At 73.0% G+C, this 24,099-nt stretch carries 23 protein-coding genes; 17 read left to right on the top strand and 6 right to left on the bottom strand.

Going from position 1 to position 24,099, the window contains the following annotated elements; genetic code table 11:
* Positions 1-117: 117 nt before the first annotated feature.
* The 3 genes from tgmA to tgmC are packed head-to-tail and all read left to right on the top strand — an operon-like array spanning position 118 to position 2,398.
* Positions 118-327: a putative ATP-grasp-modified RiPP gene (tgmA, locus tag OG462_RS25075; protein WP_406060904.1), complete on the top strand. Its 210-nt coding sequence runs from the start codon at positions 118-120 to the stop codon at positions 325-327.
* Positions 324-1,274: an ATP-grasp ribosomal peptide maturase gene (gene tgmB, locus OG462_RS25070; RefSeq protein ID WP_406060902.1), complete on the top strand. Its 951-nt coding sequence runs from the start codon at positions 324-326 to the stop codon at positions 1,272-1,274. The genes tgmA and tgmB overlap by 4 nt, the downstream gene beginning before the upstream one ends.
* Entirely contained in the window at positions 1,271-2,398 is a 1,128-nt protein-coding gene (tgmC, locus tag OG462_RS25065; protein WP_406060900.1) for an ATP-grasp peptide maturase system methyltransferase, read from the top strand. The genes tgmB and tgmC overlap by 4 nt, the downstream gene beginning before the upstream one ends.
* A gap of 207 nt (positions 2,399-2,605) precedes the next feature.
* On the opposite strand, the gene OG462_RS25060 is transcribed toward tgmC, so the two are convergent.
* Positions 2,606-2,980: a hypothetical protein gene (locus OG462_RS25060; protein WP_406060898.1), complete on the bottom strand. Its 375-nt coding sequence runs from the start codon at positions 2,978-2,980 to the stop codon at positions 2,606-2,608.
* 367 nt (positions 2,981-3,347) lie between these two features.
* Between OG462_RS25060 and OG462_RS25055 the strand changes: the two genes are divergently transcribed.
* Together OG462_RS25055 and OG462_RS25050 are read left to right on the top strand one after the other, a co-directional pair.
* Entirely contained in the window at positions 3,348-3,656 is a 309-nt protein-coding gene (locus OG462_RS25055) for a hypothetical protein (protein ID WP_406060897.1), read from the top strand.
* A 222-nt stretch (positions 3,657-3,878) separates the two neighbouring features.
* On the top strand, positions 3,879-4,664 hold the full coding sequence (locus tag OG462_RS25050) for a GNAT family N-acetyltransferase (RefSeq protein WP_406060895.1): 786 nt from the start codon (positions 3,879-3,881) through the stop codon (positions 4,662-4,664).
* A 47-nt stretch (positions 4,665-4,711) separates the two neighbouring features.
* Here OG462_RS25050 and OG462_RS25045 read toward each other — a convergent pair whose 3' ends face one another.
* Positions 4,712-7,855, bottom strand: coding sequence for a sacsin N-terminal ATP-binding-like domain-containing protein (locus tag OG462_RS25045; RefSeq protein ID WP_406060893.1), 3,144 nt, complete (start codon positions 7,853-7,855; stop codon positions 4,712-4,714).
* A 151-nt stretch (positions 7,856-8,006) separates the two neighbouring features.
* On the opposite strand from OG462_RS25045, the gene OG462_RS25040 reads away from it, so the two are divergent.
* Complete coding sequence (locus OG462_RS25040; protein ID WP_406060891.1) at positions 8,007-8,261, top strand: type II toxin-antitoxin system Phd/YefM family antitoxin; 255 nt, start codon at positions 8,007-8,009, stop codon at positions 8,259-8,261.
* Positions 8,258-8,515, top strand: a complete 258-nt coding sequence (locus OG462_RS25035; RefSeq protein ID WP_406060890.1) for a type II toxin-antitoxin system RelE/ParE family toxin — start codon at positions 8,258-8,260, stop codon at positions 8,513-8,515. Before OG462_RS25040 ends, OG462_RS25035 begins: the two co-directional genes overlap by 4 nt.
* A gap of 89 nt (positions 8,516-8,604) precedes the next feature.
* On the opposite strand, the gene OG462_RS25030 is transcribed toward OG462_RS25035, so the two are convergent.
* Positions 8,605-9,534 (bottom strand): DUF3027 domain-containing protein, encoded by a 930-nt coding sequence (locus tag OG462_RS25030; protein ID WP_406060888.1) that lies wholly within the window; start codon positions 9,532-9,534, stop codon positions 8,605-8,607.
* A gap of 459 nt (positions 9,535-9,993) precedes the next feature.
* Between OG462_RS25030 and OG462_RS25025 the strand changes: the two genes are divergently transcribed.
* From OG462_RS25025 to OG462_RS25010, 4 genes are all read left to right on the top strand, one after another.
* Positions 9,994-11,373: an MFS transporter gene (locus OG462_RS25025; RefSeq protein WP_406060886.1), complete on the top strand. Its 1,380-nt coding sequence runs from the start codon at positions 9,994-9,996 to the stop codon at positions 11,371-11,373.
* Between the two features lie 229 nt (positions 11,374-11,602).
* Positions 11,603-12,082, top strand: coding sequence for a DUF2771 domain-containing protein (locus OG462_RS25020; RefSeq protein WP_189834884.1), 480 nt, complete (start codon positions 11,603-11,605; stop codon positions 12,080-12,082).
* Positions 12,083-12,089: 7 nt separating this feature from the next.
* Complete coding sequence (locus OG462_RS25015; protein WP_406060884.1) at positions 12,090-12,854, top strand: futalosine hydrolase; 765 nt, start codon at positions 12,090-12,092, stop codon at positions 12,852-12,854.
* On the top strand, positions 12,851-13,705 hold the full coding sequence (locus tag OG462_RS25010) for a 1,4-dihydroxy-6-naphthoate synthase (protein ID WP_406060882.1): 855 nt from the start codon (positions 12,851-12,853) through the stop codon (positions 13,703-13,705). The genes OG462_RS25015 and OG462_RS25010 overlap by 4 nt, the downstream gene beginning before the upstream one ends.
* 33 nt (positions 13,706-13,738) lie before the next feature.
* Here OG462_RS25010 and OG462_RS25005 read toward each other — a convergent pair whose 3' ends face one another.
* Positions 13,739-14,122, bottom strand: coding sequence for a cold-shock protein (locus OG462_RS25005; protein ID WP_015035334.1), 384 nt, complete (start codon positions 14,120-14,122; stop codon positions 13,739-13,741).
* Between the two features lie 139 nt (positions 14,123-14,261).
* On the opposite strand from OG462_RS25005, the gene OG462_RS25000 reads away from it, so the two are divergent.
* The gene (locus OG462_RS25000) at positions 14,262-14,540 is read left to right on the top strand and encodes a hypothetical protein (protein ID WP_406060880.1); all 279 of its coding nucleotides are present in this window, start codon (positions 14,262-14,264) and stop codon (positions 14,538-14,540) included.
* 140 nt (positions 14,541-14,680) lie between these two features.
* Here the strand turns inward: OG462_RS25000 and OG462_RS24995 are convergent, their stop codons facing one another.
* Complete coding sequence (locus OG462_RS24995) at positions 14,681-15,307, bottom strand: HAD family hydrolase (RefSeq protein ID WP_406060879.1); 627 nt, start codon at positions 15,305-15,307, stop codon at positions 14,681-14,683.
* Between the two features lie 111 nt (positions 15,308-15,418).
* Here OG462_RS24995 and OG462_RS24990 point away from each other — a divergent pair, with 111 nt between their 5' ends.
* From OG462_RS24990 to OG462_RS24980, 3 genes are read left to right on the top strand one after another with little or no spacing between them, the layout of a single operon-like run.
* A complete protein-coding gene (locus OG462_RS24990; protein ID WP_406060877.1) occupies positions 15,419-16,423 on the top strand; it encodes a FecCD family ABC transporter permease in 1,005 nt (334 codons plus the stop codon).
* On the top strand, positions 16,420-17,499 hold the full coding sequence (locus tag OG462_RS24985) for a FecCD family ABC transporter permease (protein WP_406060876.1): 1,080 nt from the start codon (positions 16,420-16,422) through the stop codon (positions 17,497-17,499). The genes OG462_RS24990 and OG462_RS24985 overlap by 4 nt, the downstream gene beginning before the upstream one ends.
* Positions 17,500-17,504: 5 nt before the next feature.
* Complete coding sequence (locus OG462_RS24980; RefSeq protein WP_406066705.1) at positions 17,505-18,371, top strand: ABC transporter ATP-binding protein; 867 nt, start codon at positions 17,505-17,507, stop codon at positions 18,369-18,371.
* A gap of 13 nt (positions 18,372-18,384) precedes the next feature.
* On the opposite strand, the gene OG462_RS24975 is transcribed toward OG462_RS24980, so the two are convergent.
* Positions 18,385-19,626 carry a hypothetical protein gene (locus OG462_RS24975; RefSeq protein ID WP_406060874.1) on the bottom strand — a complete coding sequence of 414 codons (1,242 nt, stop codon included), beginning with the start codon at positions 19,624-19,626 and terminating at the stop codon, positions 18,385-18,387.
* Between the two features lie 72 nt (positions 19,627-19,698).
* On the opposite strand from OG462_RS24975, the gene OG462_RS24970 reads away from it, so the two are divergent.
* Together OG462_RS24970 and OG462_RS24965 are read left to right on the top strand one after the other, a co-directional pair.
* Positions 19,699-22,224 (top strand): helicase C-terminal domain-containing protein, encoded by a 2,526-nt coding sequence (locus tag OG462_RS24970; RefSeq protein ID WP_406060872.1) that lies wholly within the window; start codon positions 19,699-19,701, stop codon positions 22,222-22,224.
* Between the two features lie 233 nt (positions 22,225-22,457).
* On the top strand, positions 22,458-24,098 hold the full coding sequence (locus OG462_RS24965) for a DNA repair helicase XPB (protein ID WP_328943277.1): 1,641 nt from the start codon (positions 22,458-22,460) through the stop codon (positions 24,096-24,098).
* Position 24,099: the final 1 nt, after the last annotated feature.

Genomic DNA, 24,099 nt, shown 5'->3' with positions numbered 1-24,099 from the left:
CACCTTGGAGGACCCCTTGTTCCACCACATGGACCGGCTTCCGACCGGGACTCCCCTGCCCATGGGACACGCCACCGCCGCGCCCTGGGGCGTTCAGCGCATGACCCGTACCCGGCCATGGCGCCGTCCTGGTCGAGGGCCGAGCTCGACCCGGACACCCAGACCGCCCGCTACTTCGACCTGGCGGGCCAGGTCATGGAGATGGCGAAGCACGGAACCAGTACCGGCACCAACCCGGGGACCAACACCGGCAACCCGTCCGACGGGTCCAGCGGCGGTGGCTCCGGTGGCGGGGACAGCGACACCGGGAACGACTCCGATCAGTGAGCGCAGTCCGCCCGGTACTGGTCGTCACCATGATCGACGACCCCACGGCCGACCTGGTGATCGGCGAGCTGCACGACCGGGGCGTCCCGGTCGTGCGGCTCGACTCCGGGGACTTCCCGGCCACCTTGTCGTTCGCGGCCACTCTCACGCCTCACGGCATCGAAGGAACGCTGTCCACCCTCACTCGGACCGCCGACCTCTCCCACGTCCGGTCGCTGTACTACCGGCGCCCGTCAGGCTTCACCTTCGCCCACCTCGACGAGCAGGATGCCCGTTTCGCCGTCACCCAGGCCCGCTACGGTCTCGGGGGCGTCCTCGCCTCGCTCCCCGGTTGTCTGTACGTCAATCACCCCCACCGCATCGGGGACGCGGAGTTCAAGCCCTCCGGTCTCGCTGCCGCGGCTCAGTGCGGCTTCCGGATCCCGCCGACCCTCGTCACCTCGGAGCCCGACACCGCCCGCACGTTCATCCAGGCCCACGGACCGGTCACCTACAAACCGCTGTCCACGCCCCTCTACCAGATCGGCGGTGTGTCCTGCACGGTCGAGGTCGGCGAGGTCACCGTGGGCGAGATCGACGAACGGGTGGCCGGCACCGCGCACCTATTCCAGCACCGCGTCGACAAGGTCGCCGACGTCCGTGTGACCGTCATCGGGCAGCAGGTGTTCAGCGTACGGATCGACTCAGGGCTGTTGGACTGGCGTACGGACTACGACCGGATCACGTACACCGTGGTAGAGCCGCCGCCCGGAATCGTCGATGCCCTTCACCGGTACCTGGACCACTTCGGGCTGGTCTTCGGTGCTTTCGACTTCGCTGTGGACGGTACGGAGGGATGGTGGTTCCTCGAATGCAACCCGTCCGGGCAATGGGCCTGGATGGAGCCGGAAACCGGGCTGCCCATGGTCGCGGCCATGGGCGACCTCCTGGAACGGAAGACCGCGTGAGCGACGACAAGACCCTTCGCCAGGACCTGGCCGACCGGCTCGCCGTCGACGGCCACCTCCGCTCACCCCAGTGGCGCCAGGCCGTGCTCGACACACCCCGCCACGAGTTCCTTCGCGGTGGCTACTTCCGGCGGGTGGACGGCGGCGGTCCCACCGGCTGGGAGCCGGTGATGCCCGAGGACCCCGCTTGGCTCCCGGCCGCGTACGCCGACGACTCGCTAGTGACCCAGATCGCCGGAGCCATCGCCCCCGGCGACATCCAGGGCCGGATCCTCCGGGCCCCGACCAGCTCCAGCACCATGCCCGGCCTGGTCGTCCGGATGCTCGAAGAGCTCCGCGTGGACGACGGGATGCGAGTCCTGGAAATCGGCACAGGCGCGGGCTACTCGACCGCTCTCCTGTGCCACCGCCTCGGCGACGACCTCGTCACCTCGGTCGAGGTCGACGAGGAGGTGTCCACCCGGGCCCGGATCGCCCTCGGCACCACCGGGCACGTGCCCCACCTGATCGTCGGGGACGGTCTCGCCGGGGTCCCGGAGGGCGGCCCGTACGACCGCATCGTGACCACCTGCGGAATCCTGGACGTCCCACCGGCTTGGCTCGCGCAGACCAGGCCCGGCGGTCAGATCCTCGCCACGGTGTGCGGATGGATGTACTCCTCCGAACTCGCCCGGCTCACCGTCGACGACGACGGCGCCGCCCACGGCCGGCTTCTCGGCGGTCAGGTCTCCTTCATGCTGGCCCGCCCCCACCTTCCGCCGCCCCTGGGGGTGCTCCCCGACCTCGCCAGCGGTGACGAACGCGAAACCGCCCTCGGCCCCGACGCCCTGGACGACTGGACCGCCCGGTTCGTCGCCCAGCTCGCCGCGCCTCGCGCTCAGCGCGTCCGGATCTCCAGCGATGGCGGCGAGCCGGACGACGTGATCCTCGACGTCGGTGCCGGGTCGTGGGTCGTCCTGCACCGCGACGGCGGCCGCTGGATCGTCCGCCAGGGCGGACCGGACCGCCTGTGGGACGGGATCGAGGACCACGTGGACCGCTGGCGACGGGACGGTGCACCCGACCTCGACCGCTTCCGAATCACCGTCACCCCGGACACCCGGACCATCACCTGGCCGAACTGACCCGCGGGGCCGGAGGAATGCCGAAGCCCGCCCTCTGTCCTCAGGTCGAGGGCAGAGGGCGGGCGCGGGTTGCTTCTCGTGGCGGCGCTCTGTGACGAGCTGGGGTGGACCGGCGCGGTCCCGGCAGGACCGTATGGTGCGAGTTCGCGCTTCCCTACCCGCAGATCAGGCTTGACCCACGTCCCCCGTGGTCAGGCCGCACCTGCCTCAGTAACCGGTGATGGGGTGCCAGTCGCCGCTCTGGGAGTACGGGACGGAGAAGTGCTCCCCCCACTGGTAGCCGTTCTGGCAGTTGTAGCTGTTGTACGCCTTGATCGTGACGTCGCCCCGCCACCACCAGCCGGAGATGTTGGTGGTGCCGCCCGAGTTGATGTTGAAGCAGCCGAGGCTCTCCTCGCCGTTCTGGTTGAAGCCGTAGATCTCGATCGAATGCCGGTAACCACGCGAGTAGTGGTCCGTGTAGGAGATCTGCTGCCCGCTGCTGCCGGCGGAGGCCGCGCCCGCGCCCGTGAGGACTCCGGTGGCGGCCAGGGCGAGGCTGCCGGCGGCCACGGCGGCGCGTGTGGCGAAGGTCTTGGACATACGGAAGGTGCCCCCTGTTGAGTCAATGCCATCGTGCGCCCGGAGCGGTCTCCGAACGCCTCGTGATCACGGTATTCACGCGCACCAACGGCTCATCAACAGGGCATCAACACGGCGCCGTTGCGCACAGGATCAGCTGCCGCCTGGAGCAGCCGCATTCAACACCCCCGCACCCCGAACCTCGGATGCCGTGCCGGTGTGTGGAACGCGCGTGCGAGAGGGCCCCGGGGCTTCAGGTAGCCCGCCAGGATTTCTGGTGGTCGCTGTCGCTGCCCATGGAGTTGCCGTGACACGCACCGCCCATCACCCTTCCCGCGGACGAAGAAGCTTCCGCGCCGACATGCTCAAGGGGCAGCCTTGGCATGCCGTGGCCCTCCATGACCTCCGGTACAGCGCCCGGGACGTCTCCGAGGCCGTACGAGAGGGCCGGCGGCCCCGGCCTCGCCCGGTTCGGCGCGCGGTGGAGGTGTACGCGTTTCCCCGGCACCAGGGGGACGGGAGCGTCGCGCGTGAGGCCGCCGCGGAGGAGCGCCGGGCCCGGCAGCGGCTCCGCCGGCGGACCGGGATGCTCCTGCGAATGGTCAACTCCCCCGACGGCGTCATCGACCCCGATACCGCCGAGGCCGTCGACATCCCACCCGCCCGTCACCGGCGCAGCGGGCTCTGGCTCGCCTAGAGCCGGTGCGGCGGCCGGCCGTGCGGCCTGCCTCCGGTGAGTTGTCGGGAGGCAGGCCCGATTCAAGGACGGATCACCGGCCCTGGACCGCTTCCGGATCTCCGTCTCCACGGGCGGGCAGAGCATCTCTCGGCTGGGCTGATCAGCCTGGCGACGGACGTCCTTCTCCCCAGCGTCCGGCGATCTTGCGATCTTGCGATCTTGCGATGGCAGGATCGGCGCATGAGCGTTGATCCGTTGCTGGTTCGGGCCCGTGGCCTGTGGGAGGCCCTGGCCGGTGTGCCCGTGTCGTTCGCCCCGTCCGGCGGTGTGACCGTGGTCGTTTCGCCCGGGTCGCAGCTGTGTCCGCCTTCCTGGACCGGCATCGTCGTGTTGGGTGATGCGGCGATCGTCACCGCGCCGACGGAGGTGGCCGCGCGAGCGGTGAGCCGTTCGCTGGCCAGTGTGCCGGCCGACTCGCTCACCAGGGGCGATGTGGTCCGGGCGGTTCTGCCCGTGACCGAGGTGCTCGGACCCGCAGCCTTGGGGTACGTGTCCTCGGACGACTTCCGGCCGTCGGCGGCTGTTGGGGCGATCGAGCACCTGGACCCTGGCCATCAGGACCTCCGCGGGCTGGTGGGGTCAGCGGGGCCGGAGGACCGGGACGAGAGCGGCTTGGAGGAGATCACCTCCCCCGCGTTCGTCGTTCGGGACGGAACGGACGTGATCGCTGCGGCCGGATACCGGACGTGGCCGGAGTCCACCGCACACGTCAGCGTGCTGACCGCCCCGCGTCACCGAGGTCGCGGACTGGCCCGGCAGGTGGCTTCCGCAGCGGTGGCGCATGCTCTCGCGGCCGGCCTCATGCCACAGTGGCGGGCTCGGCCCGTGGCATCCCGCAGAGTCGCGAGCGCCCTCGGCTTCCGGGAGTTGGGAAGTCAGCTGAGCCTTGGTCTCGACCACAACAAGTTGCGTCAGGACGCGGTGGGAGCCGCTGACGGGACGGCCGTCCCTGGTTCCCGCGCGTAGGTGCGGGAGTCTCACGGGCGGCCGTCGGCATCCCCGTCCGCCGCCCCTCAGTCGAACCAGCGGTCCCTCGCCAGTTCTGCTGTCCTCGACGGGTCCTCCAGGAGGGCTGCCACCTCGAAGCGGCGGGGCCATTGGCCGGCTGCCCAGGCCAGGCCTGCCGCTACGCCTTCCAGGGTGGAGGCGTGGACCACCCCGTCCGGGGTGCGTCGCCAGTCGAGTTCCGTGTCCGCCGCCCTGAGTTCCTCGTGTTCGATGTACGTGGTGGGGGTCGTCGGGCCCAGGAGGGTCCGTACCGAGTCCGGGACCTCGTGCTCCTCGCCCGTCGTCACCACCTCCGCCTCCACCGCCTCGCTCAGGCGCCTGACCTGGAACAGGTCCGCCAGGTCCGCCGCCCGCGACGGTGACACCGGGAGGAGGGGCAGCCCTCCCGCCAGCGGCAGCAGGTCCGGCGCGTCCGCCACCATCGCCTCCGACGCGTCGACGACGACCACCTCGCCGTCCACCACCGCGCGCAACTCGTCGGGCAGCGTCACCTGTTCCGGGTCCAGGTCCGCCAGCGCCGTGTACAGGGCGTGGAGTTGGGCGTCCGTGACCTCTCGGGAGGGGTCGGACAGGCGGTTCAGGAGTTCCGCCGCCCCGCCCGGTTCGTCCAGGAGGGCCGCTACCGACGTGCGGACGCCCAGCGCCCTCAGGACCTGCTCGTCCTCGAAGCCGGTCGCGTCGGCGGGGTCGTACAGGCCGATCAGGAGGGGGTCCGTGCCCGCCGCGCGCAGGCCCGCCGGGCGGCGGCCGTCCAGGACCGGGTGGTCGCGGAGCCACCACGCCGTGTACGAGCGGACCGTCTCCGTCGTGCCGTCCGGGAGGAGGACCCGTACGGGCTGCGTCAGGGCGTCCCGGAGGGGTGGCTGCGCCAGCAGCGCGAGGGCCTGCGGCCAGGCGTCGTCGTCGACCAGGTCCAGGTCCCGTACGGCCACGATCTCCGTCGCCACCGGCGGCACCGGCGACTCCGGCAGCCGGTCCAGGACGTCCTCGCACCACACGTCGACCGCGTCCAGGAGTCCCGCGTCGTCCGGCTCCGGGTAGTCGCCCTCGCGGGGTTCGACCTCGTCCGGGTCGAGGAGCAGGTCGGTCGCCCGCACCAGGGCGAAGGTGGTGAGAACTCCGCAGGCGGCCAGCGGCTGTTCGCCCCAGCGGGCGGCCAGTTCGCCGTCGACGTAGGCCAGTTCGTCCTCGCGCATGACGGCGGCGAACGCCGAGCCCGGCATCACCAGTTCGCCCGCCGGGGAGAGTTCGCCGTCCTCGTCGGGGAGGGCGAGCGCGCCCAGCCAGGGCTCCTCGCCCGGGTCGAGTTCCGCGTCCCGGACCAGACGGAGGACGGTCTCGACGAGTTCGTCCGCGTCCAGGGCGTCCGCGTCCTCGTCCCAGATCTCGCCCGCGTCGAGGGAGGCCGCGACCGCCGCCCGCACCTGCGGGGTCGTCAGGACCGCGCGGGGCGTCGCCGGGAGGGCGCCCAGCTTCTCCAGGAGCGGGTGGGCGGCATCGGGGTGGGCGACCTTCAGGCCGAGGCGGGTCAGCTCGGCCGGGGTCCTGTCCTGCGGCAGGAGGACCTGGCGGGGGCCGATCGCCGTGCGGATGCGGGCTCCCTCGGCGGTTTCCGCCAGGGGGACCGGGAGGCCCGTCAGGCGGTCCGGATCGACGCCCGCGAAGGAGTCGTACAGGCGCCACCACCACGTCGGGGCGCGGTCCACCCCGGCGAGGCGGTCGATCGCCTCGGTGAGGGGTACGCGGCCCACCCCGAGGGTGCGCAGTTCGGGGCGCCGCTCCAGCCCGGCCGGGAGGAGGGTCGGGAAGACCTCGGCGAGGACGTCGACCGTCTCCGCGCCCGCGCCTTCCGCCACCTCCGCCTCGATCGGGCGGAGCGCCGGGAGTTCCTCGGTCGGGGCGGCCGGTGCCAGGAACGCGACCCTCGGCAGCCGGTCCAGGATCGCCTCGCGCAGTGCCCCGTCGAGGGGGCCCTTGCCGAGCGGGCCGGGGACGAGGTCGAGCGTGGCGGTCGTCACCGGCTGCCAGTCGGCGAGGAGTTCGGCGTACGCGTCGGCTGCGCGCTGCACCAGGAAGTCGGTGAGCCGGCCGGGCGCGGGGTGGCGCCGTGCGGTGTCGAGGGGCAGGGAGGCGATGAGCAGGGCGGGAATGCCGAGGGGCTCGTCGGTGGGGGTGGGGGCGTGCACGACCGGGGTCGTACGCGGGTAGCGCGGGGCTCCCTCGGAGTCCACGGGTACGGCCCAGGTGACCGACCAGTGCGGGCGCAGGCGCTCCTCGACCGGGCGGTCCTTGAGGAGTTCGGCGTCGAGGGGGCCGCCGTGGGAGACGGTCCGCCAGCGGTGGGTGCCGGTGGCCGTGTCGTCGATGACCACGTACCCGTCGTCCTCGGAGCGGCGGAGGGTCCGTACCCCTTCGGAGGTCTCCACGACGATCTCCGCCAGCCCCGGAAGGGTGAGGAGGAGCGCGTCGTCGACGGAGGCGAGGAGCCGCTCGGCCAGGTCGCGGGCGGCGGTGTCGCGGAGCGGGAGGACGACGACGGTGTCGTAGCCGTCGGGGGCGGTGCCCTCGGCGGGCAGCGGAAGCCGCAGGAGGGGTACGTGGCCGTCGCGGCGGCGGAGTTCGTCGCCGAGGCCCGGGCTGTACTTGGCGGACTCGGCGGCGAGTTCGCGGGCCTCCGCGAGGGACCAGCGGACACCGCCGTGACGGCCGAGGACGGCGGGCTCGTCGGTGACGGCGAGAACGGCGGCGAAACCGACGCCGAACCGGCCGACGGCGCCCTGGGTCTGCTCGCGCTTGGCCGAGGCCCGGAGGGTGGACAGCGACTCGGCACCGGTGGCGTCCAGCGGGGCGCCGGTGTTGGCGGCGGCGAGGATCGCGGGGCTCTCGTCGTCCGCCGGGTGCAGGGTGAGGCGGAGGCGGCCGGTGACGCCGGCGCGGTGGGCGGCGTCGGCGGCGTTCTGGGCGAGTTCGACGACGAGGCGGTCGCGGTAGCCGCCGAGGGCGAGGTCCTCCTCGGCGTTGGCGTCCTCCCGGAACCGGGCCGGGGAGGCGCCCCAGGCGTCGAGCACACCCCGCCGCAGCCGTGCGGTGCCGAAGGGATCGGTTCCGTCGGTCGTCGTCCGGACGCTGACGCTCACGTCTGACTCCACTCTGCGGGGCGGTGATGGTGCCGGGCCGGGATGGTGGCACCGGGGCCCGAAGGTACCGCGCCCCGTCCCGCCCCGGACGCTGGGGCGCGTCTGGGGCCGGGGCGCGCGGAATCACTCACCGGAGACACGCGTGAAGTGTACAGTTCTGCACATGAGTGAGACTCTGCCGATCACCGAAGCGCGGGCCCGGTTCGGGTCGCTGGTGCGCCGCGCGTCCCATGCCCGTGAACGCATCACGATCACCGATCACGGCCAGCCGGCGGCCGTACTCATCAATCCCCAGGAACTCGCCGACCTGGAGGACGCCCTGGCGCTGGCGCTGTACCGAGAGCGTCAGAGCACGGGGAAGACCGGCGGTGTGCCGCATGACGACGTCCGCGCCCGACTCGGACTGGAGCGCGGGTGACGTACGAGATCGTCTGGGACGAGGCCGCGATCGACGCGGCCACGCGCTTCCTCAAGGACGATCCGGACGGGCTGCGGCAACTGATGGACGCGGTCGACCTGCTCGCCGGGCAACCCCGGCCGGAAGGCAGCGCCGAATACGGCTCGCCCGACCTGCGCCGCATGCACGTGGGCCGTTACCGGGTGCTGTACGAGATCACCGAGACCACCGTCACGGTCGTGGTCGTGGTCATCCACGTCGGCCGCATCGGCTGACGTTCGGCGGCCCGAGGAAAGGGCGGACCCCCACGGGTCCGCCCTTCCGCGCGCCCCGACCGCGGCATACGAGCGCGGCGCGGAAACGGCTACGAGTGGCCCAGGTCCTCCGAGGAGTCGTCCGGCTCCGTCGTCGAGCCGGAGTCCTTGGCCGGGCGGAGGGGGAAGGCGTCCGCGCCCATCGAGTCCAGGACCGGCGGCGCCGGCCTCGGCGGCTTCGGCATGATCGCGGCCTCCGAGTGGCCACCGCAGCCGTACGAGAGGGAGACGACCCGGCCGTCGGCCGGGGCGAACTCGTTGGCGCAGATGCCGAAGGTCTGCTTCAGGGAGCCGGCCAGCGGCACCAGGAACGCGCAGGACTCGCAGGTGGCCGGCGCGGCCTGGGCCATCGGCGTCCGCGCGCCGAAGGACTCCTCCCAGCGGTCCGCGGCCATGTGGAGCCCGTACCGGGAGAGGACCCGGGCCCGGCGCATGCCGAGCTCTTCGGCGACGGCGGCGATCGCACCCCGCGACGGGGTACGGGTGACGATCTCGGCGTCCTCGACGTCGAGGTGGTCCGCCAGTTCCTCCGACACCACGGAGTTCGGCGGCGGCGCGTCCTCGCCCGTGTAGCCGGGCTCCAGGCGCAGGTCGTCCTGCTCGGTCGGCAGGAGGTCGCCGGGGCCCATGTCGCCGGGCCGCAGCCGCTCGCTCCACGGCACCCACTCGGGGGCGAGGAGGGCGTCGGAGCCGGGCAGCAGGACGGTTTCGTCGAGCGTGACGTTCTTGGCGCGGGAGGCCCGGGTGACGGTCACCGCCCAGCGCCAGCCCCGGTAGCCGGGCTCCTTGGACTCGAAGTAGTGGGTGACGACACGGTCACCCTCGGCGACCACTTCGACGTGTGCGCCGACGATCCCGGGAGCGGCCGCCTCCTCGGCGGCCTCCCGCGCAAGGTCTACGGCCTCGGCACACAGGCGGTCGGGGATACGCGTGGCTCGCGGGGTACGCGGGGTACCGCTTCGCGTCGTCGCAGCACTCACAGGTCTCGCTTCTCTCCTACGCCGTCTCACGGGTGCGCCGGCCGAGGGGCGGGAGCGAAGCCACGGGCGGCGGGCGGAGCGGACCTGTGGGCCGCATCGACGTCCGCGCACCCGACTTGTCTCGCGTGTCTCGGGCACACCTATCGCCATCCATTCTGCGGGATGCCGAAGAGGCGCGCGGCCGAGAGCTTCCGCCGGTGACGCGCTACGCACGCTACCCCGTTCGCGGGCCGCAGCCCACATGCCCGCCCCAAGTGGCCCGGATCCCGGACGGTCGGAGGACGGTCGGAGGACGGTCGGAGGGCTGCCGGAGGACAGCTGGAGGACTGTCGGGGCACGGGGCCGAGAGGTGAACGGGAGGGGCGGAAACCGCCACACGTGGCCCTACGTGACCTTCCGAAGGCGCCTCCACCGCCGCGCCACGGTTCGTCCGGCGCACTGGTGGGGCACTATGACGGAGTGGCAGCCGCACGGTCCCCCGCACGATCCGAAGATCATGCCGGACCGCTCCGGAGAGCGGGCCGGAAGGTCGGCCGCGCCCTGCACCTGCCGTTCACGGGGACCGCGAAGGGCATCCGCAAGGCCACCCACGCGCACGGCGCGGGCGAGTCGGGGCTCGGGAAACTGATCGAGCTGCACGCCGTGAACGGCGCCGGGGACGTCATGATCACCGTCGCCCTCGCCTCCACCGTCTTCTTCTCCGTGCCCACCGACGAGGCCCGCGGGCGCGTCGCCCTCTACCTCGCCGTCACCATGGCCCCCTTCACCCTCCTCGCTCCGGTGATCGGCCCGCTCCTGGACCGCATCCCGCACGGGCGGCGGGCCGCGATGGCCGGCGCGATGCTGACCCGGGCGGTCCTCGCGATCATGATGTCGGCGGCGGTCGCCACCGGTGGCATCGAGCTGTACCCGGCGGCGCTCGGGGTCCTGGTGGCCTCGAAGGCGTACGGGGTGGTGCGCAGCGCGGTCGTGCCCCGGCTCCTGCCACCGGACTTCTCGCTCGTGAAGGCGAACTCCCGGGTCACCCTGGCCGGGCTGCTCGCCACGGGCATCGCCGCGCCCATCGGGGCGGGGCTCCAGGTGCTGGGGCCCCGGTATCCGCTGTACGGGGCGTGCGCGCTGTTCCTGCTCGGGGCGTTCTGGGCGCTACGGCTGCCGCCCAAGGTGGACTCGGCGAAGGGTGAGCGGCGGGCGCACCTGCTGACGCACGGCGAGCGGAAGCCGAGTCTGCGGACGGTGGGGCCCTCGGTCCTGCACGGTCTGGAGGCGAACGCGGCGCAGCGGATGCTGTCGGGTTTCCTGATCTTCTTCCTGGCGTTCCTGCTGCGCGAGCACCCGTTGTCGGGGCAGAGCGCCGCCGTCTCGCTGGGGATCGTGGGTGTCGCGGCGGGCGTGGGCAACGCGTGCGGTACGGCGATGGGCTCGCTCCTGCGGGACCGGGGGCACGGGCCCGAGGTGATCATCGCCACCATGATCAGCGTGGTCTGCGGTACGGCGATCTGTACGGCGATCTTCTTCGGCGGGGCGATGGTGGCCGTCCTGGGTGCGGTCGCGGGCCTCACCCAGGCCCTGTCGAAGCTGTCCCTGGACGCGTTGATCCAGCGGGACGTGCCGGAGGTCGTACGGACCTCGGCGTTCGCGCGTTCCGAGACGGCGCTGCAGATGGCGTGGGTGGTGGGCGGCGCGATCGGCATCGCCCTGCCTCTGAACGGCGCCCTGGGCATGGCCGTGGCGGCCGGAATCCTGGCCACGGGCGCGCTCCTCTCCGTACGGGGCCTGCTCGCGGCGGCCCGGGGACGGTCGGGCCCTAAGGGTCGGTCGAAGACGCGGGTGGCCTAGGAGCGGCGTGGCAGAGGGGCGTGGGAGAGGGGTAGGAGCGGCGCGGGAGAGGGCAGGAGGGGCGTGGGAGAGGGGCAGGAGGGCGTGGGAGGCGCGTGGGAAGCCGTCTCGGCCGGCCGTGCGCCCGCGCCACGTGCGGGTACGGCCGGCCGCCCTCCTTCCGGTACCGGACAGCGGCACGCCGTACCCCCGCGTGGCGCGGGCGCGGCGGCCCGATAGCCTTCGGCTCATGACCGTTGCGTTCTTCTCCGGCTCGCGCCGCCGGGCCGCCGTCGCCCTCGGGGCCGTCTCCGCCGGGCTCCTCGTTCTCTCCGCCTGCGACAAGCCGACTCCGATCGCGACCGTCACGGTCGGGTCCGACTCGATCCACTCCGAGGCCGCCTGCTACAACAACGGCGACGCCATCAAGGAGTCGCAGATCCAGCAGTGCCTCAACAAGAAGGCCGAGAAGTCCATCACCGTGGCGATGGACGACAAGATCCGCTTCGGGGTCGACCCCGAGATCGCGGACAACGGCTGGACCATCTTCCTCGGCGGCCAGCAGGCCGAGCCCGAGCCGTACAAGAAGACGTACCGGACCATTCCGGCCAGCGCCTTCTTCTCCAGCCAGACCGGCGAGGCCACCGACAAGACCCAGGTGACCATCGTCGAGAACACCGGCAAGAAGCTGACCGGTATCTGGCACTTCCAGCTGAAGAAGGAATCCTGATCCTCCGGTGATCCACCGGATCCTGATCGTGACGGCCGTGGCGGCTGAGGCGGACTCCGTCTCCGCCGGCCTCGGCGTCCACCTCGGCGGCCCCGGGCTCGTCCCGCTGCCGGGGGGCCTTTCCCTGTGCCGTCGGACGAACGGCGACGTACGGGTCGACGTGCTCGTCGGCGGGGTCGGGCCCGCGGCCGTCGCCGCCTCGACCGGGACCGCGCTCGCGTACGCCTCGCTCACCGGCGCCGACAGTCCGTACGACCTCGTCGTCTCCGCCGGGATCGCCGGCGGGTTCCAGCCCCTCGCGCCCCTCGGGTCCGTCGTCGTCTCGTCGGCCGTCGTCGCCGCCGACCTCGGCGCGGAGACCCCCGACGGGTACCTCGCCGTCGACGAGCTCGGCTTCGGGCGGTCCGTCCACCCCGTGTCCGAGGCTCTGACGGGCCGTATCGCCGCCGCTCTGGAAGCGGGCGGGCGGCCGCACACCGTCGCGCCCGTGCTCACCGTCTCCACCGTCACCGGCACCGCCGGCCGCGCCGCCGAGCTGGCCGGGCGGCATCCCGGAGCCGCCGCCGAGGCGATGGAGGGCTTCGGCGTCGCCGAGGCAGCCGCCGCGTACGGCGTCCCCGTCGTCGAGATCCGGGCCGTGTCGAACGCCGTCGGCCCCCGCGACCGCGCCGCCTGGCGCATCGGTGAGGCCCTGGGCGCGCTCCGGCACACCTTCGAGCTGCTCAGCCTCCAGCTGCTCAACAGCACCGACTTCGTGGAGCCCTCGCCGTGACCAAGTTGAAGATCGCCTACTCGCCCTGCCCGAACGACACCTTCGTCTTCGACGCCTGGGCCCACGGTCGCGTCCCGGACGCCCCCCGGCTCGACGTGACCTTCGCCGACATCGACGTCACCAACGGCTGGGCCGAGAGCGGCACCGACGACCACGACGTCCTCAAGGTGTCGTACGCCGTGCTGCCCTGGATCCTCGACGAGTACGCGCTGCTGCCCTGCGGCGGCGCCCTCGGCCGGGGCTGCGGGCCGCTCGTCCTCACCAGGGACGCGGCGACCGGCGCCGATCTCGCCGGGAAGACGGTCGCCGTGCCGAGCGAGCGCTCCACCGCGTATCTGCTGTTCCGGCTCTGGGCGGCCGAGATGGTGCCGGGCGGGGTCGGGAACGTCGTCGTGATGCCGTTCCACGAGATCATGCCCGCCGTGCGCGACGGCAAGGTCGACGCCGGTCTCGTCATCCACGAGGCCCGCTTCACGTACAAGAACTACGGTCTGCACTGCCTCGCCGACATGGGCGAGCACTGGGAGTCCACGACCGGTCTGCCGATCCCGCTCGGCGCGATCGTCGCCCGCCGCTCCCTCGGTCCGGAGACCCTGCGGCGGCTCGCCGACGCGGCCCGTACGTCCGTACGGATGGCCTGGGACGACCCGGCGGCCTCCCGCCCGTACGTCCTGGAGCACGCGCAGGAGATGGACCCGAAGGTGGCCGACCAGCACATCGGTCTGTACGTCAACGAGTTCACGGCCGACCTCGGCGAGCACGGATACGCGGCGGTCCGCGGGCTGCTCACCCGCGCCGCGGCCGAGGGACTCGTACCGCCCCTCGGCCCGGACGCGCTCGCCTTCCCGTAGCCGCTTTCCCGTAGCCGAGGGCGGCCGAAGGAATCAGACGTCCAGCTGGTCCGCGACCGCGCGCAGCAGGCCCGCGATCTTGGCGCCCTGCGCCTTGTCGGGGTAGCGGCCGCGCTCCAGCATCGGCGTGATGTTCTCCAGGAGCGTCGTCAGGTCCTGCACGATGGACGCCAGTTCGTCGGGCTTACGGCGCTGTGCCGCGGCGACGGACGGGGTCGGGTCGAGGATCGTGACGGACAGCGCCTGGTCGCCGCGCTGGCCGGCGACGACCCCGAACTCGACCCGCTGTCCCGGCTTCAGTGCGTCGACTCCGGCAGGGAGCACCGACGAGTGGACGAAGACGTCGCCGCCGTCGTCACGGGAGAGAAAGCCGAAGCCCTTCTCGCTGTTGAACCATTTGACCTTGCCGGTAGGCACGTCTGTCCTCGTCCTCGTCCTCGTCGATGGGGATAGCAAACAGCGGGTCGACCGACCCGCCGCACCAGGCTAATGGTCCGGAGGCCGGTGACAAGACGTCGCCGATGTGTTCCTTCGGCCTGGGAACTACCCTGGCCGGATGCGTAGTGAAACCCCTGCCGCACCGGCGAACGACAGCGCTCCGGGTGACGGCCTCGTCAAGGCCGGTGTCATCCTCTTCGCCATCGGCGCGGTGGCGACGCTGGTCACCGTGGCTCCGCTGCTCCTGGGTACGGACCCGTTCCCCACGGTCGCGTACACGATCTCCATGCTGATGGGGGTCGGATTCCTCGTCGCCGGCGCCGGTGTGCTGCGCGGGATCGCGGCCCAGCGGCGGCAGGCGCGCGGTGCTGCGACCGCGCCGGTTCAGGCCGGATAGCGCTCCCGTTCAGGCCGGATAGCTCTTCCGTTCGGGCCGGACAGCTCTTCCGTTCGGGCCGGACAGCTCTTCCGTTCAAGCCGGACAGCGCTCCCCCCGGACCGGTTCGCGCTCCCCCTCCGGCCGGTTGGCGCTCCCGTTCAGGCCAGGTACCTCTCCCACCAGGCACGGAAGTCCGTCAGGTCGGTCAGGACGACGTCCGCGCCTGCCTCCTTCAGCTCCTCGGGGGCGCAGGGGCCGGTGGCGACGGCCACCGAGAGGGCGCCCGCCGTGGCGGCGCCGCGGACGTCGCCGACGTGGTCACCGACGTACACCTGGGCGCCGTGGGCGCGCAGGGCCTCCGCCTTGCCCTCGGCCCACAGGCCGCCGACGAGCGCGTCCGGCTCGATGCCGAGGTGCGCGAGGTGCAGCTCGGCGTGCGGGCCGTTCTTCGCGGTGACGACGAGCGTGCGGCCGCCCGCGTCGCGCACGGCCTGCATCGCGTCCCGGGCTCCCGGCATCGGCGCCGAGGGCTCGATCGCGTACGTCGGGTAGAGCGCCCGGTAGCGGGTCACCATCTCCGTGACCTGCTCCTCGGGGACCCAGTACGCCATCTCCTGCTCCAGCGGCGGGCCGAGGCGGCTGACGACGAGGTCCGCGTCGACGGGAACGCCGGACTCGGCCGAGAAGGCCTCCCAGGCCGCCTTGATTCCGGGGCGGGTGTCGATCAGCGTCAGGTCGAGGTCGAAACCGACGGTCAGTGGGGGCCTGGTGGCGGAAGTCGTCATGCGGCCATTCTCGGGGGTCGCACCCGGGGACCTCCGGCCCGGTCCGCACACATGGGTGCTGCTTACACTGAGCCAAGCCTTACCAAACCTCGCGCCACCCGATGGGTCCTGATGCCAGCCGCTTTCCGTTCCAGACGGGTCCTCGCGACCTCGGCGGCTCTCGTCGCCCTGCTCCTCGCCGTTCTCCTCAGCCTCGCCGTCGGCGCCCGCGCCATCGCCCCGTCCACGGTCTTCGACGCCCTGCTGCACGGCGGTACGAGTCCCGACGCCGAGGTCGTACGGCAGCTCCGCGTCCCCCGCACCCTCATCGGGCTGATGGTCGGCGCGGCACTCGCGCTCGCCGGGACCGCCCTCCAGGGCATCACCCGCAACCCGATCGCCGACCCCGGCATCCTCGGCATCAGCCAGGGCTCCTCGGTCGGCGTCGTCCTGGCCATCGCCTTCTTCGGGGTGCACTCGCTCACCGGGTACGTGTGGTTCGCCTTCGTCGGCGCCGCGGTCGCCGCGGTCGCCGTCCACGCCATCGCGTCCAGCGGGCGCGGCGGAGCGACGCCGGTGAAGCTGGCGCTCGGCGGGGCCGCGATCAACGCGCTGCTGCTCTCCGTCACCACCGGCATCCTCACCACGAAGGCGTCCGCGCTCGACGAGTTCCGGTTCTGGCAGATCGGCTCCCTCGACGGGCGCGACGCCCAGATCGTCGGCCAGATCTGGCCCTTCCTGCTGATCGGCGCGCTCCTGGTCGTCTCCGTGGCGCGCGGGCTCGACGCGCTCGCGCTCGGCGAGGACGTCGCCAAGGGGCTCGGGCAGCGGGTCGCGACGGTACGGATCGTGGGTGGGATCGGCGCGACCGTCCTGACCGGCGCGGCGGTGGCCGCCGCCGGGCCCGTGGCCTTCGTCGGCCTGGCCGTCCCGCACATCGCGCGGGCCGTCGTCGGCTCCGACCACCGCTGGGTGCTGCCGATGGCCGCGGTCATCGGGCCGGTGATGCTGCTGGTGGCGGATGTCGCCGGGCGGATCGTGTTCCCGCCGGGCGAGGTGCCGGCCGGGGTGATGACGGCGTTGATCGGGGTGCCGTTCCTGGTGACGCTCGTACGGCGGAAGGCGGTGCCGGCATGACCTCGCTCGACGTGCGCCCAATGAAGTCCGCGGGCGTGCGGCGGCCCGCCGGGTACGGGCTCGTGCGCGCCGGCAGGGCCTCGTTCCTGGTCCACCGGCGTTCCGCGCTCGTCGCCGTGGGCCTGCTGCTGCTCCTCGCCGCGTCCTCCGTCGCGTACCTCTGCGTCGGTGAGCGGTTCGTCGACCCCTCCGAGGTCGTACGGATCCTCTTCGGCCGGCCGTCGCCTTCGACGTTCGTCGTGGCGGAGCTGCGGGAGCCCCGGCTCGTCGTCGCCCTCGCCGTCGGCGCCGCGTTCGGGGTCGCGGGCGCGCTGATCCAGACCGTGGCCCGCAACCCGCTGGCCAGCCCCGACATCATCGGCATCAGCCAGGGCGCGGGGGCGGTCACCGTCGCCGCGATGACCTTCGGGCTGAGCTCGTACACCGTGCTGCCGTACCTGTCGATCGCCGGCGGTGTCCTCGCCGCGGCGCTCGTGTACGTCTTCGCGTGGCGCGGCGGGCTGCACGCGACGCGGTTCGTCCTCATCGGGATCGGGTTCGCCATCGCGCTGCGATCGCTCACCACGCTCTTCATGACCAAGGGCGACTTCCTCGTCGCCCAGCAGGCCCAGATCTGGATGACCGGCTCCCTCAACGGGCGCGGCTGGGACGAGTCCGCGCCGATCCGCTGGACGCTGCTGCTCATGCTGCCCGCCGTGCTGTGGGCGGCCCGCGCGCAGCGGACCGTCTCCCTCGACGACGACACGGCGACGGCGCTCGGCGTACGGCTCGGGCGGGTCCGGCTCGGGCTCGTCGCGGTGGGTGTCGTGCTCGCGTCCGTGGCGACGGGGGTCGCGGGCCCGGTCGACTTCGTGGCGCTGCTCGCGCCGCAGATCGCCCGCCGGATGACGCGTACCGCGCAGATCCCGCTGCTCGCCTCGGCGCTGACCGGTGCCGCCGTCGTCGTCCTCGCCGACCTGCTCGGCCGGCGGATCCTCTCCCCCATCGAACTTCCGGTGGGCGTCCTCACGGCGGCCGTCGGCGCCCCGTATCTGATCTGGCTCATCGTCCGGAGCCGTACGGAAGGGAAGGCATGACCGGCATGACCAGCAGGCTGACCGCGCGCGAGCTGACGCTCGCCTACGAGGACCGCACCGTCGTCCACGAGCTCGACCTCGCGATCCCCGACGGCAAGGTGACCGTGATCGTCGGCCCCAACGCCTGCGGCAAGTCCACCACCCTCCGGGCGCTCGGCCGGCTCCTCAAGCCGGCGGGCGGCGCGGTCCTCCTCGACGGGGAGGAGCTGGCGAAGCTCCCGACCAAGCGGATCGCCCGCTCCATCGGGCTGCTTCCGCAGACGCCGGTCGCGCCGGAGGCGATCACCGTCGCCGACCTGGTCTCGCGCGGCCGCCAGCCCCACCAGGCCTGGTGGAAGCAGTGGTCGGAGGAGGACGAGCGGGCGGTCGTCGAGGCGATGGACCGCACGGACGTGGCCGCGCTCGCCGACCGCTCCGTGGACGAGCTGTCGGGCGGGCAGCGGCAGCGCGTGTGGATCGCGATGGCCCTCGCGCAGGAGACTGACCTGCTGCTCCTCGACGAGCCGACCACCTACCTGGACATCTCGCACCAGGTGGAGGTCCTCGACCTGGTGCGCCGCCTCAACCGGCTGCGCGGCCGCACGGTCGTCGTCGTCCTCCACGACCTGAACCAGGCGGCCCGGTACGCCGACCACCTGATCGCCATGAAGGCGGGCCGGGTGGTGGCGGAGGGCCCGCCGGAGGAGATCGTGACGGAGGAACTCGTACGGGATGTCTTCGGGCTGAAGTCGGTCGTGGTCCCGGACCCGGTGACGGGGTCGCCGCTGGTGGTGCCGGGGGCGCCTTGGCATGCGGACGCGGACGCGGACGTGGAAGCGGAAGCGGAAGCGGAAGCGGACGCTTCGGCTGATGCGGAGATTCCTGCGGGGTGAGCTGAGCCCCCCTTCAGCGCCTCCGTGCTCGCCAGAGCAGGAACAGGGCCGAGGCGACCGCCGCGCCCCGGAGGACCCAGGGCCAGGTCTCCGAGATCGCCGCGCCCATCGCCTCGCCGCCCGCCGCCACAGGGACGCCCCAGCGGCCCTCCACGCGGCCCCACAGCCAGGCGATGCCCGACGCGGCGGCGAGGCCCGGGATCACCAGGACGGCGCCTTTGATCTCGCCGGGGGTCAGCCGGCGGGAGGTGTACGCGATGAGCCAGCCCGCGGCCAGCGCGACCAGGGAGCCGAAGACGGCGCCGCCGAGCAGGAGGAGTGCGGCGAGCAGGACGAAGGGGTTCGCGAGGCGGAGCCGGGAGACCGGGGCCGCCTCGGGCTCCGTGTACTCGTCCGCCTCCGGCTCGGCCTCGGGGGCCGCGGACGTGCGGCGGCGGAGGAGACGGGCGAGGCGGCCGCGCTTCCCCGGGGCCGGGTCCTCGTCCCCGGCCTCGTCGTCGTCCTCCTCCTCGTCGTCGGGGACGGGTTCCTTGAAGAGGTCGGGGCGCTCGACGCCGCCGACGAATCCCGGGAGGCCGTCGGCGGGGTCCTCCTGCTGCCACCAGTCCGACGTGTCGTCGAGGAGACCGTCGGTGAGGCCGTCGCCATGGCCGCCGGCGGCGGCGAGCCCGTGAGGGTCGGCGAGACCGGTCGGGGCGCTCGCGGGAGGGTCGAGGCGCGGGGCGTCGGTTCCGGCGGCGCCGGACCCGGACCTGGCGGACCTGGACCCGGACTTGCCGGAGCCGGACTTGCCCGACCCTGACCCGGGCCCGGACTTGCCCGACGCAGACCCGGACCCGGACTTGCCCGACCCCGACCCGGGCCTGGCCTTGGAGCCGCCCGATCCCGACCCTTCGCGGGACCGCCTGCTGCCCGGCAGCCACCCGGTGGCTCTCCCCGGGCGGCCCCCCTTACGGGGCTTCGGCACCGGGGCCGGGTCCGGGGACGCGCCCGACGTCGGTCCCGGGGCGGGGGCGGGCGCCGCGCCCGGGCCCTCCGCCCGTTCCACCACCTCGTCCGGGGTTCCCAGCGCGCCGAGGATGCCTCGTACGGCCGCCGGGCTCTCCTCTCCGTGCGTGGCGCGGCGGCGGTCGATCTCGTTGCGGAGGGTCGACACCAGCCGCATCCGGTCGCTCGCCGGCAGCTGCCGCTGCTGGGCCAGATCGCCGACCCGGCTCAGATAGTCGTAGACCAACTGGTCGCTCTCGATCCCCACGGTGCCCCTCCACGGCCGGTTCGCCCGGTACGGCCCGACGTTAGCGCCTGCGCAGCGGCTAACGTGGTCCGGATGGGGATCGGTGAGCTCGACCGGGAGGCGCACGTGCCCGAGGTAACTGGCGCCGCCACGGCGCCCCGCACACTCGCGGAGGCGCTGCGCGCGCGGGGCGACGAGGGGCTCGCCGCGCTGTTGCGGGCCCGGCCGGACCTGTTGAGTCCCGTGCCGAACGATCTGACGCAGCTGGCGACGCGCGCCGGGACGCGGGGTTCGGTGGTGCGGGCCCTGGAGCGGCTCGACCGGTTCGCCCTCCAGACGGCCGAAGCGCTCGCGGTGGCGCCGGACCCCGCCCCGTACCCCGTACTCCTGGCGCTGCTCACCGGCGACGAGGGTGATCCGGCGATCGAGGCGGCGCTGCCGGGCGCGGTGGCGCTGCTGCGCGAGCAGGCGCTGGTGTGGGGCGAGGACGACCGGCTGCGGCTCGTACGGACGGCGCGGGAGCTGCTCGCGCCGTCGGCGCAGCATCCGTCGCCGACGGGGCTCGGGCCGACGGTGGCCGAGGCGACGTCGGGGATGTCGCCGGGACGGGTGCAGGAGATCATCGCGGCGGCCGGGCTGCCCACGACGCACGATCCGGTGTCCGCGGTGGCGGCGCTGACGGGGCTGTTCACGGACCGGGACCGGATGGGCTCGCTGCTCGACACGGCGTCGCCGGACGCGTTGTCCGTCCTGGACCGGCTGGTGTGGGGTCCGCCGTACGGCGAGGTGACGGCGAAGCCGGCGGCTCCGGTGCAGTGGCTGCGCGACCATGGTCTGCTGCTTCCGGTGTCGCCGCGGACGATGGTGCTGCCGCGTGAGGTGGCGCTGCATCTGCGGGGCGGGCGGGCGCACCGGGCGCCGGAGCCGGTGGCGCCGGAGCCGGCGGTGCTGCGCGAGTACCGCCCACAGGTTGTGGACAGTGCGGCGGCCGGGCAGGCGCAGCTGGCGCTGGCGACGGTCGAGGAGCTGCTGAAGTCCTGGGACCGGGGCGGGCCGCAGGTGCTGCGGGCGGGCGGTCTGTCCGTACGGGATCTCAAGCGGACGGCGGCGGCGCTCGACGTCTCGGAGGAGACGGCGGCGTTCTGGCTGGAGCTCTGTTACGCGGCGGGACTCCTCGCGTCGGACGGTGAGGCGGACGAGCGGTACGCGCCGACGCCCGCGTACGACGACTGGCTCGACCTGCCGCCGGCCGAACGGTGGGCGCTGCTCGTCACCCCGTGGCTGACGGCGACCCGTACGTCGGGGCTCGTCGGCGGCCAGGACACGAAGGGCCGGACGCTCTCGGTGCTCGGCCCCGACCTGGACCGGGCGGCGGCGCCGGAGGTCCGGCACCGGGTGCTCGGGCTGCTCGCGACGCTGCCGCCGGGTTCGTCGGCGGAGCCGGAGTCGCTGTTCGCGCGGCTGCGGTGGGAGCGGCCGCTGCGGGGAGCGGCGGCCTCGGAGGAACGCGGCGACCTGCGGTCCCGGCTGGCCCGCTGGGCGGTGGCGGAGGCGGAACTCCTCGGGCTTACGGGGCGGGGTGCCCTGTCGGGACCGGCCCGGGCACTGCTCAACCTCCCGCTCGCGGAGGCCGCGTCCGCCGGAGAGCTCGGAGGGGGTGTCGAACTGTCCGTGGCGGCGGGGCGGGCGGCGACGCTCCTCGCGCCGCTCCTGCCGGAGGCCGTCGACCACGTGCTGCTCCAGGCGGACCTGACGGCGGTCGCGCCGGGGCCGCTGCGGCGGCCGCTCGCCGACGCGCTGGCGGTGCTCGCGGACGTGGAATCGAAGGGTGGCGCGACGGTCTACCGGTTCACGCCCGGGTCCGTACGGCGCGCGCTCGACTCCGGGCAGACGGCCACCGACCTGCACGAATTCCTCAAGGCGCACTCCCGCACACCGGTCCCGCAGCCGCTCTCGTACCTCATCGACGACGTGGCACGGCGGCACGGCCACCTGCGGGTCGGGGCGGCGTCGGCATATGTGCGCTGCGACGACGACACGGTGCTCGGCGAGATCCTGGCGGACCGCCGCTCCTCGTCCCTCGGACTCCGCAGGCTCGCGCCGACGGTGCTCGCTGCGCAGACGGACCCGGCGTCGCTGCTCGACGGGCTGCGGTCGATGGGGTACGCGCCGGCCGCCGAGTCGGCGACGGGCGACGTCCTGATCGCCCGCGCGGACGCGTACCGCACGGCCGCGCGTACGGCCCCGGTGCCGGTACCGGACGGCCCGCCGGCCCCCGACACGACGCTGCTCGGCGCGGCGGTACGGGCGATCCGGGCGGGCGACCGGGCGGCGACGGCGGTCCGCAAGGAACCTGCGGCCTCCCCGACGGCGGCGGGCGCCCTGCCGCGCACGTCGGCGGCGGAGACCCTGGCGACGGTCCAGGCGGCGGCGATGACGGGCTCGGCGGTCTGGATCGGCTACGTGAACGCGGAGGGCGGGGCGAGCCAGCGGGTGATCGCCCCGGTCAGGGTGGAGGGCGGCTTCGTGACGGCCTACGACCACACGGCGGACGAGGTCCGCACGTACCCGCTGCACCGCATCACGGGCGTGGCGGAGCTGGCGGACGACCAGGTGTAGGCGGGCCTCGGGGGTGTCTGGGCCGATCAGGCCGGATCAGGGAGCGCCGCGAGCCCGGTCTGATCGGCAAGAGACCCCCTCGGGAGTGTCTGGGCCGATCACGCCGCGAGCCCGGCTTTGGTCGGCAGGAGACCCCCTCGCCCTCTCTCCGCATCGGCGCCCGCCTCGTATGTCAGGCACACTGGAGGATTGGCCGTTACGGGAACGGCACGGTGTCGGAAGGACCTGATCACGTGAATGGACCTCTTATCGTCCAGAGTGACAAGACGCTGCTCCTGGAGGTCGACCACGAGCTCGCCGATGCCTGTCGGCGGGCCATCGCGCCGTTCGCCGAGCTGGAGCGCGCGCCCGAGCACATTCATACGTACCGGCTGACGCCGCTCGGGCTGTGGAACGCGCGGGCCGCCGGCCACGACGCCGAGCAGGTCGTCGACGCGCTCGTCGAGTACTCCCGCTATCCCGTCCCGCACGCCCTGCTCGTCGACATCGCCGAGACCATGGCCCGATACGGGCGCCTCACGCTGTCCAAGCACCCCACCCACGGGCTCGTCCTGACCAGCACCGACCGGCCCGTCCTTGAGGAGATCCTGCGGTCGCGGAAGGTGCAGCCGCTCGTCGGGGAGCGGATCGACGCCGACACCGTCGTCGTGCATCCCTCCGAGCGCGGGCAGATCAAGCAGACCCTGCTGAAGCTGGGCTGGCCCGCCGAGGACCTTGCCGGTTACGTCGACGGCGAGGCGCACCGGATCGATCTCGCCGAGGACGGCTGGTCCCTGCGCCCGTACCAGAAGCAGGCCGTCGAGGGCTTCTGGCACGGTGGCTCCGGGGTGGTCGTACTGCCATGTGGTGCCGGAAAGACGCTGGTCGGAGCCGGTGCGATGGCTCAGGCCAAGGCGACCACGCTCATCCTCGTGACCAACACCGTCTCCGCCCGCCAGTGGAAGCACGAGCTGGTGAAGCGGACCTCGCTCACCGAGGACGAGATCGGCGAGTACAGCGGTACGAAGAAGGAGATCCGGCCGGTCACCATCGCCACGTACCAGGTGCTCACCACCAAGCGGAAGGGGATCTATCCCCACCTGGAGCTGTTCGACTCCCGGGACTGGGGGCTCATCGTCTACGACGAGGTGCACCTGCTGCCCGCGCCCGTCTTCAAGTTCACGGCCGATCTGCAGGCCCGGCGCCGGCTGGGGCTCACCGCGACCCTCGTCCGGGAGGACGGGCGCGAGTCCGATGTCTTCTCGCTCATCGGGCCCAAGCGGTTCGACGCGCCCTGGAAGGAGATCGAGGCGCAGGGCTACATCGCGCCCGCCGACTGCGTCGAGGTCCGCGTCAATCTGACCGACTCCGAGCGGCTCGCGTACGCCACCGCCGAGGCCGAGGAGAAGTACCGCTTCTGCGCCACGACCGCGACGAAGCGGAAGGTGACCGAGGCCCTGGTGAAGAAGTTCGAGGGGCAGCAGATCCTCGTCATCGGGCAGTACATCGACCAGCTCGACGAACTCGGCGAGCATCTGGACGCGCCCGTCATCAAGGGCGAGACCTCGAACGCCCAGCGCGAGAAGCTCTTCGACGCCTTCCGTACCGGCGAGATCAGCGTGCTCGTCGTGTCCAAGGTCGCGAACTTCTCCATCGACCTGCCCGAGGCGACGGTCGCCATCCAGGTGTCCGGCACCTTCGGCTCCCGCCAGGAGGAGGCACAGCGCCTCGGCCGTGTGCTCCGGCCGAAGGCCGACGGGCATCAGGCGCACTTCTACTCGGTGGTCGCCCGCGACACCATCGACCAGGACTTCGCCGCCCACCGGCAGCGGTTCCTGGCCGAGCAGGGGTACGCGTACCGGATCGTCGACGCGGACGAGTTGCTGGCGCCGTGAG

This window comes from Streptomyces sp. NBC_01077 (assembly GCF_045162855.1).
GTDB lineage: Bacteria > Actinomycetota > Actinomycetes > Streptomycetales > Streptomycetaceae > Streptomyces.
The sequence above is the reverse complement of the archived record's forward strand: the minus strand, read 5'-3'. Positions and strand labels throughout refer to the sequence as shown.

Bases quoted from the DNA above. Each gene is read 5' to 3' on its own strand.
- tgmA (WP_406060904.1), top strand. From the start codon at position 118: ATGGCGCCGTCCTGGTCGAGGGCCGAGCTCGACCCGGACACCCAGACC.
- OG462_RS25060 (WP_406060898.1), bottom strand. From the start codon at position 2,980: ATGTCCAAGACCTTCGCCACACGCGCCGCCGTGGCCGCCGGCAGCCTC.
- OG462_RS25050 (WP_406060895.1), top strand. From the start codon at position 3,879: ATGAGCGTTGATCCGTTGCTGGTTCGGGCCCGTGGCCTGTGGGAGGCC.
- OG462_RS25040 (WP_406060891.1), top strand. From the start codon at position 8,007: ATGAGTGAGACTCTGCCGATCACCGAAGCGCGGGCCCGGTTCGGGTCG.
- OG462_RS25020 (WP_189834884.1), top strand. From the start codon at position 11,603: ATGACCGTTGCGTTCTTCTCCGGCTCGCGCCGCCGGGCCGCCGTCGCC.
- OG462_RS25000 (WP_406060880.1), top strand. From the start codon at position 14,262: ATGCGTAGTGAAACCCCTGCCGCACCGGCGAACGACAGCGCTCCGGGT.
- OG462_RS24995 (WP_406060879.1), bottom strand. From the start codon at position 15,307: ATGACGACTTCCGCCACCAGGCCCCCACTGACCGTCGGTTTCGACCTC.
- OG462_RS24990 (WP_406060877.1), top strand. From the start codon at position 15,419: ATGCCAGCCGCTTTCCGTTCCAGACGGGTCCTCGCGACCTCGGCGGCT.
- OG462_RS24985 (WP_406060876.1), top strand. From the start codon at position 16,420: ATGACCTCGCTCGACGTGCGCCCAATGAAGTCCGCGGGCGTGCGGCGG.
- OG462_RS24980 (WP_406066705.1), top strand. From the start codon at position 17,505: ATGACCAGCAGGCTGACCGCGCGCGAGCTGACGCTCGCCTACGAGGAC.
- OG462_RS24970 (WP_406060872.1), top strand. From the start codon at position 19,699: ATGGGGATCGGTGAGCTCGACCGGGAGGCGCACGTGCCCGAGGTAACT.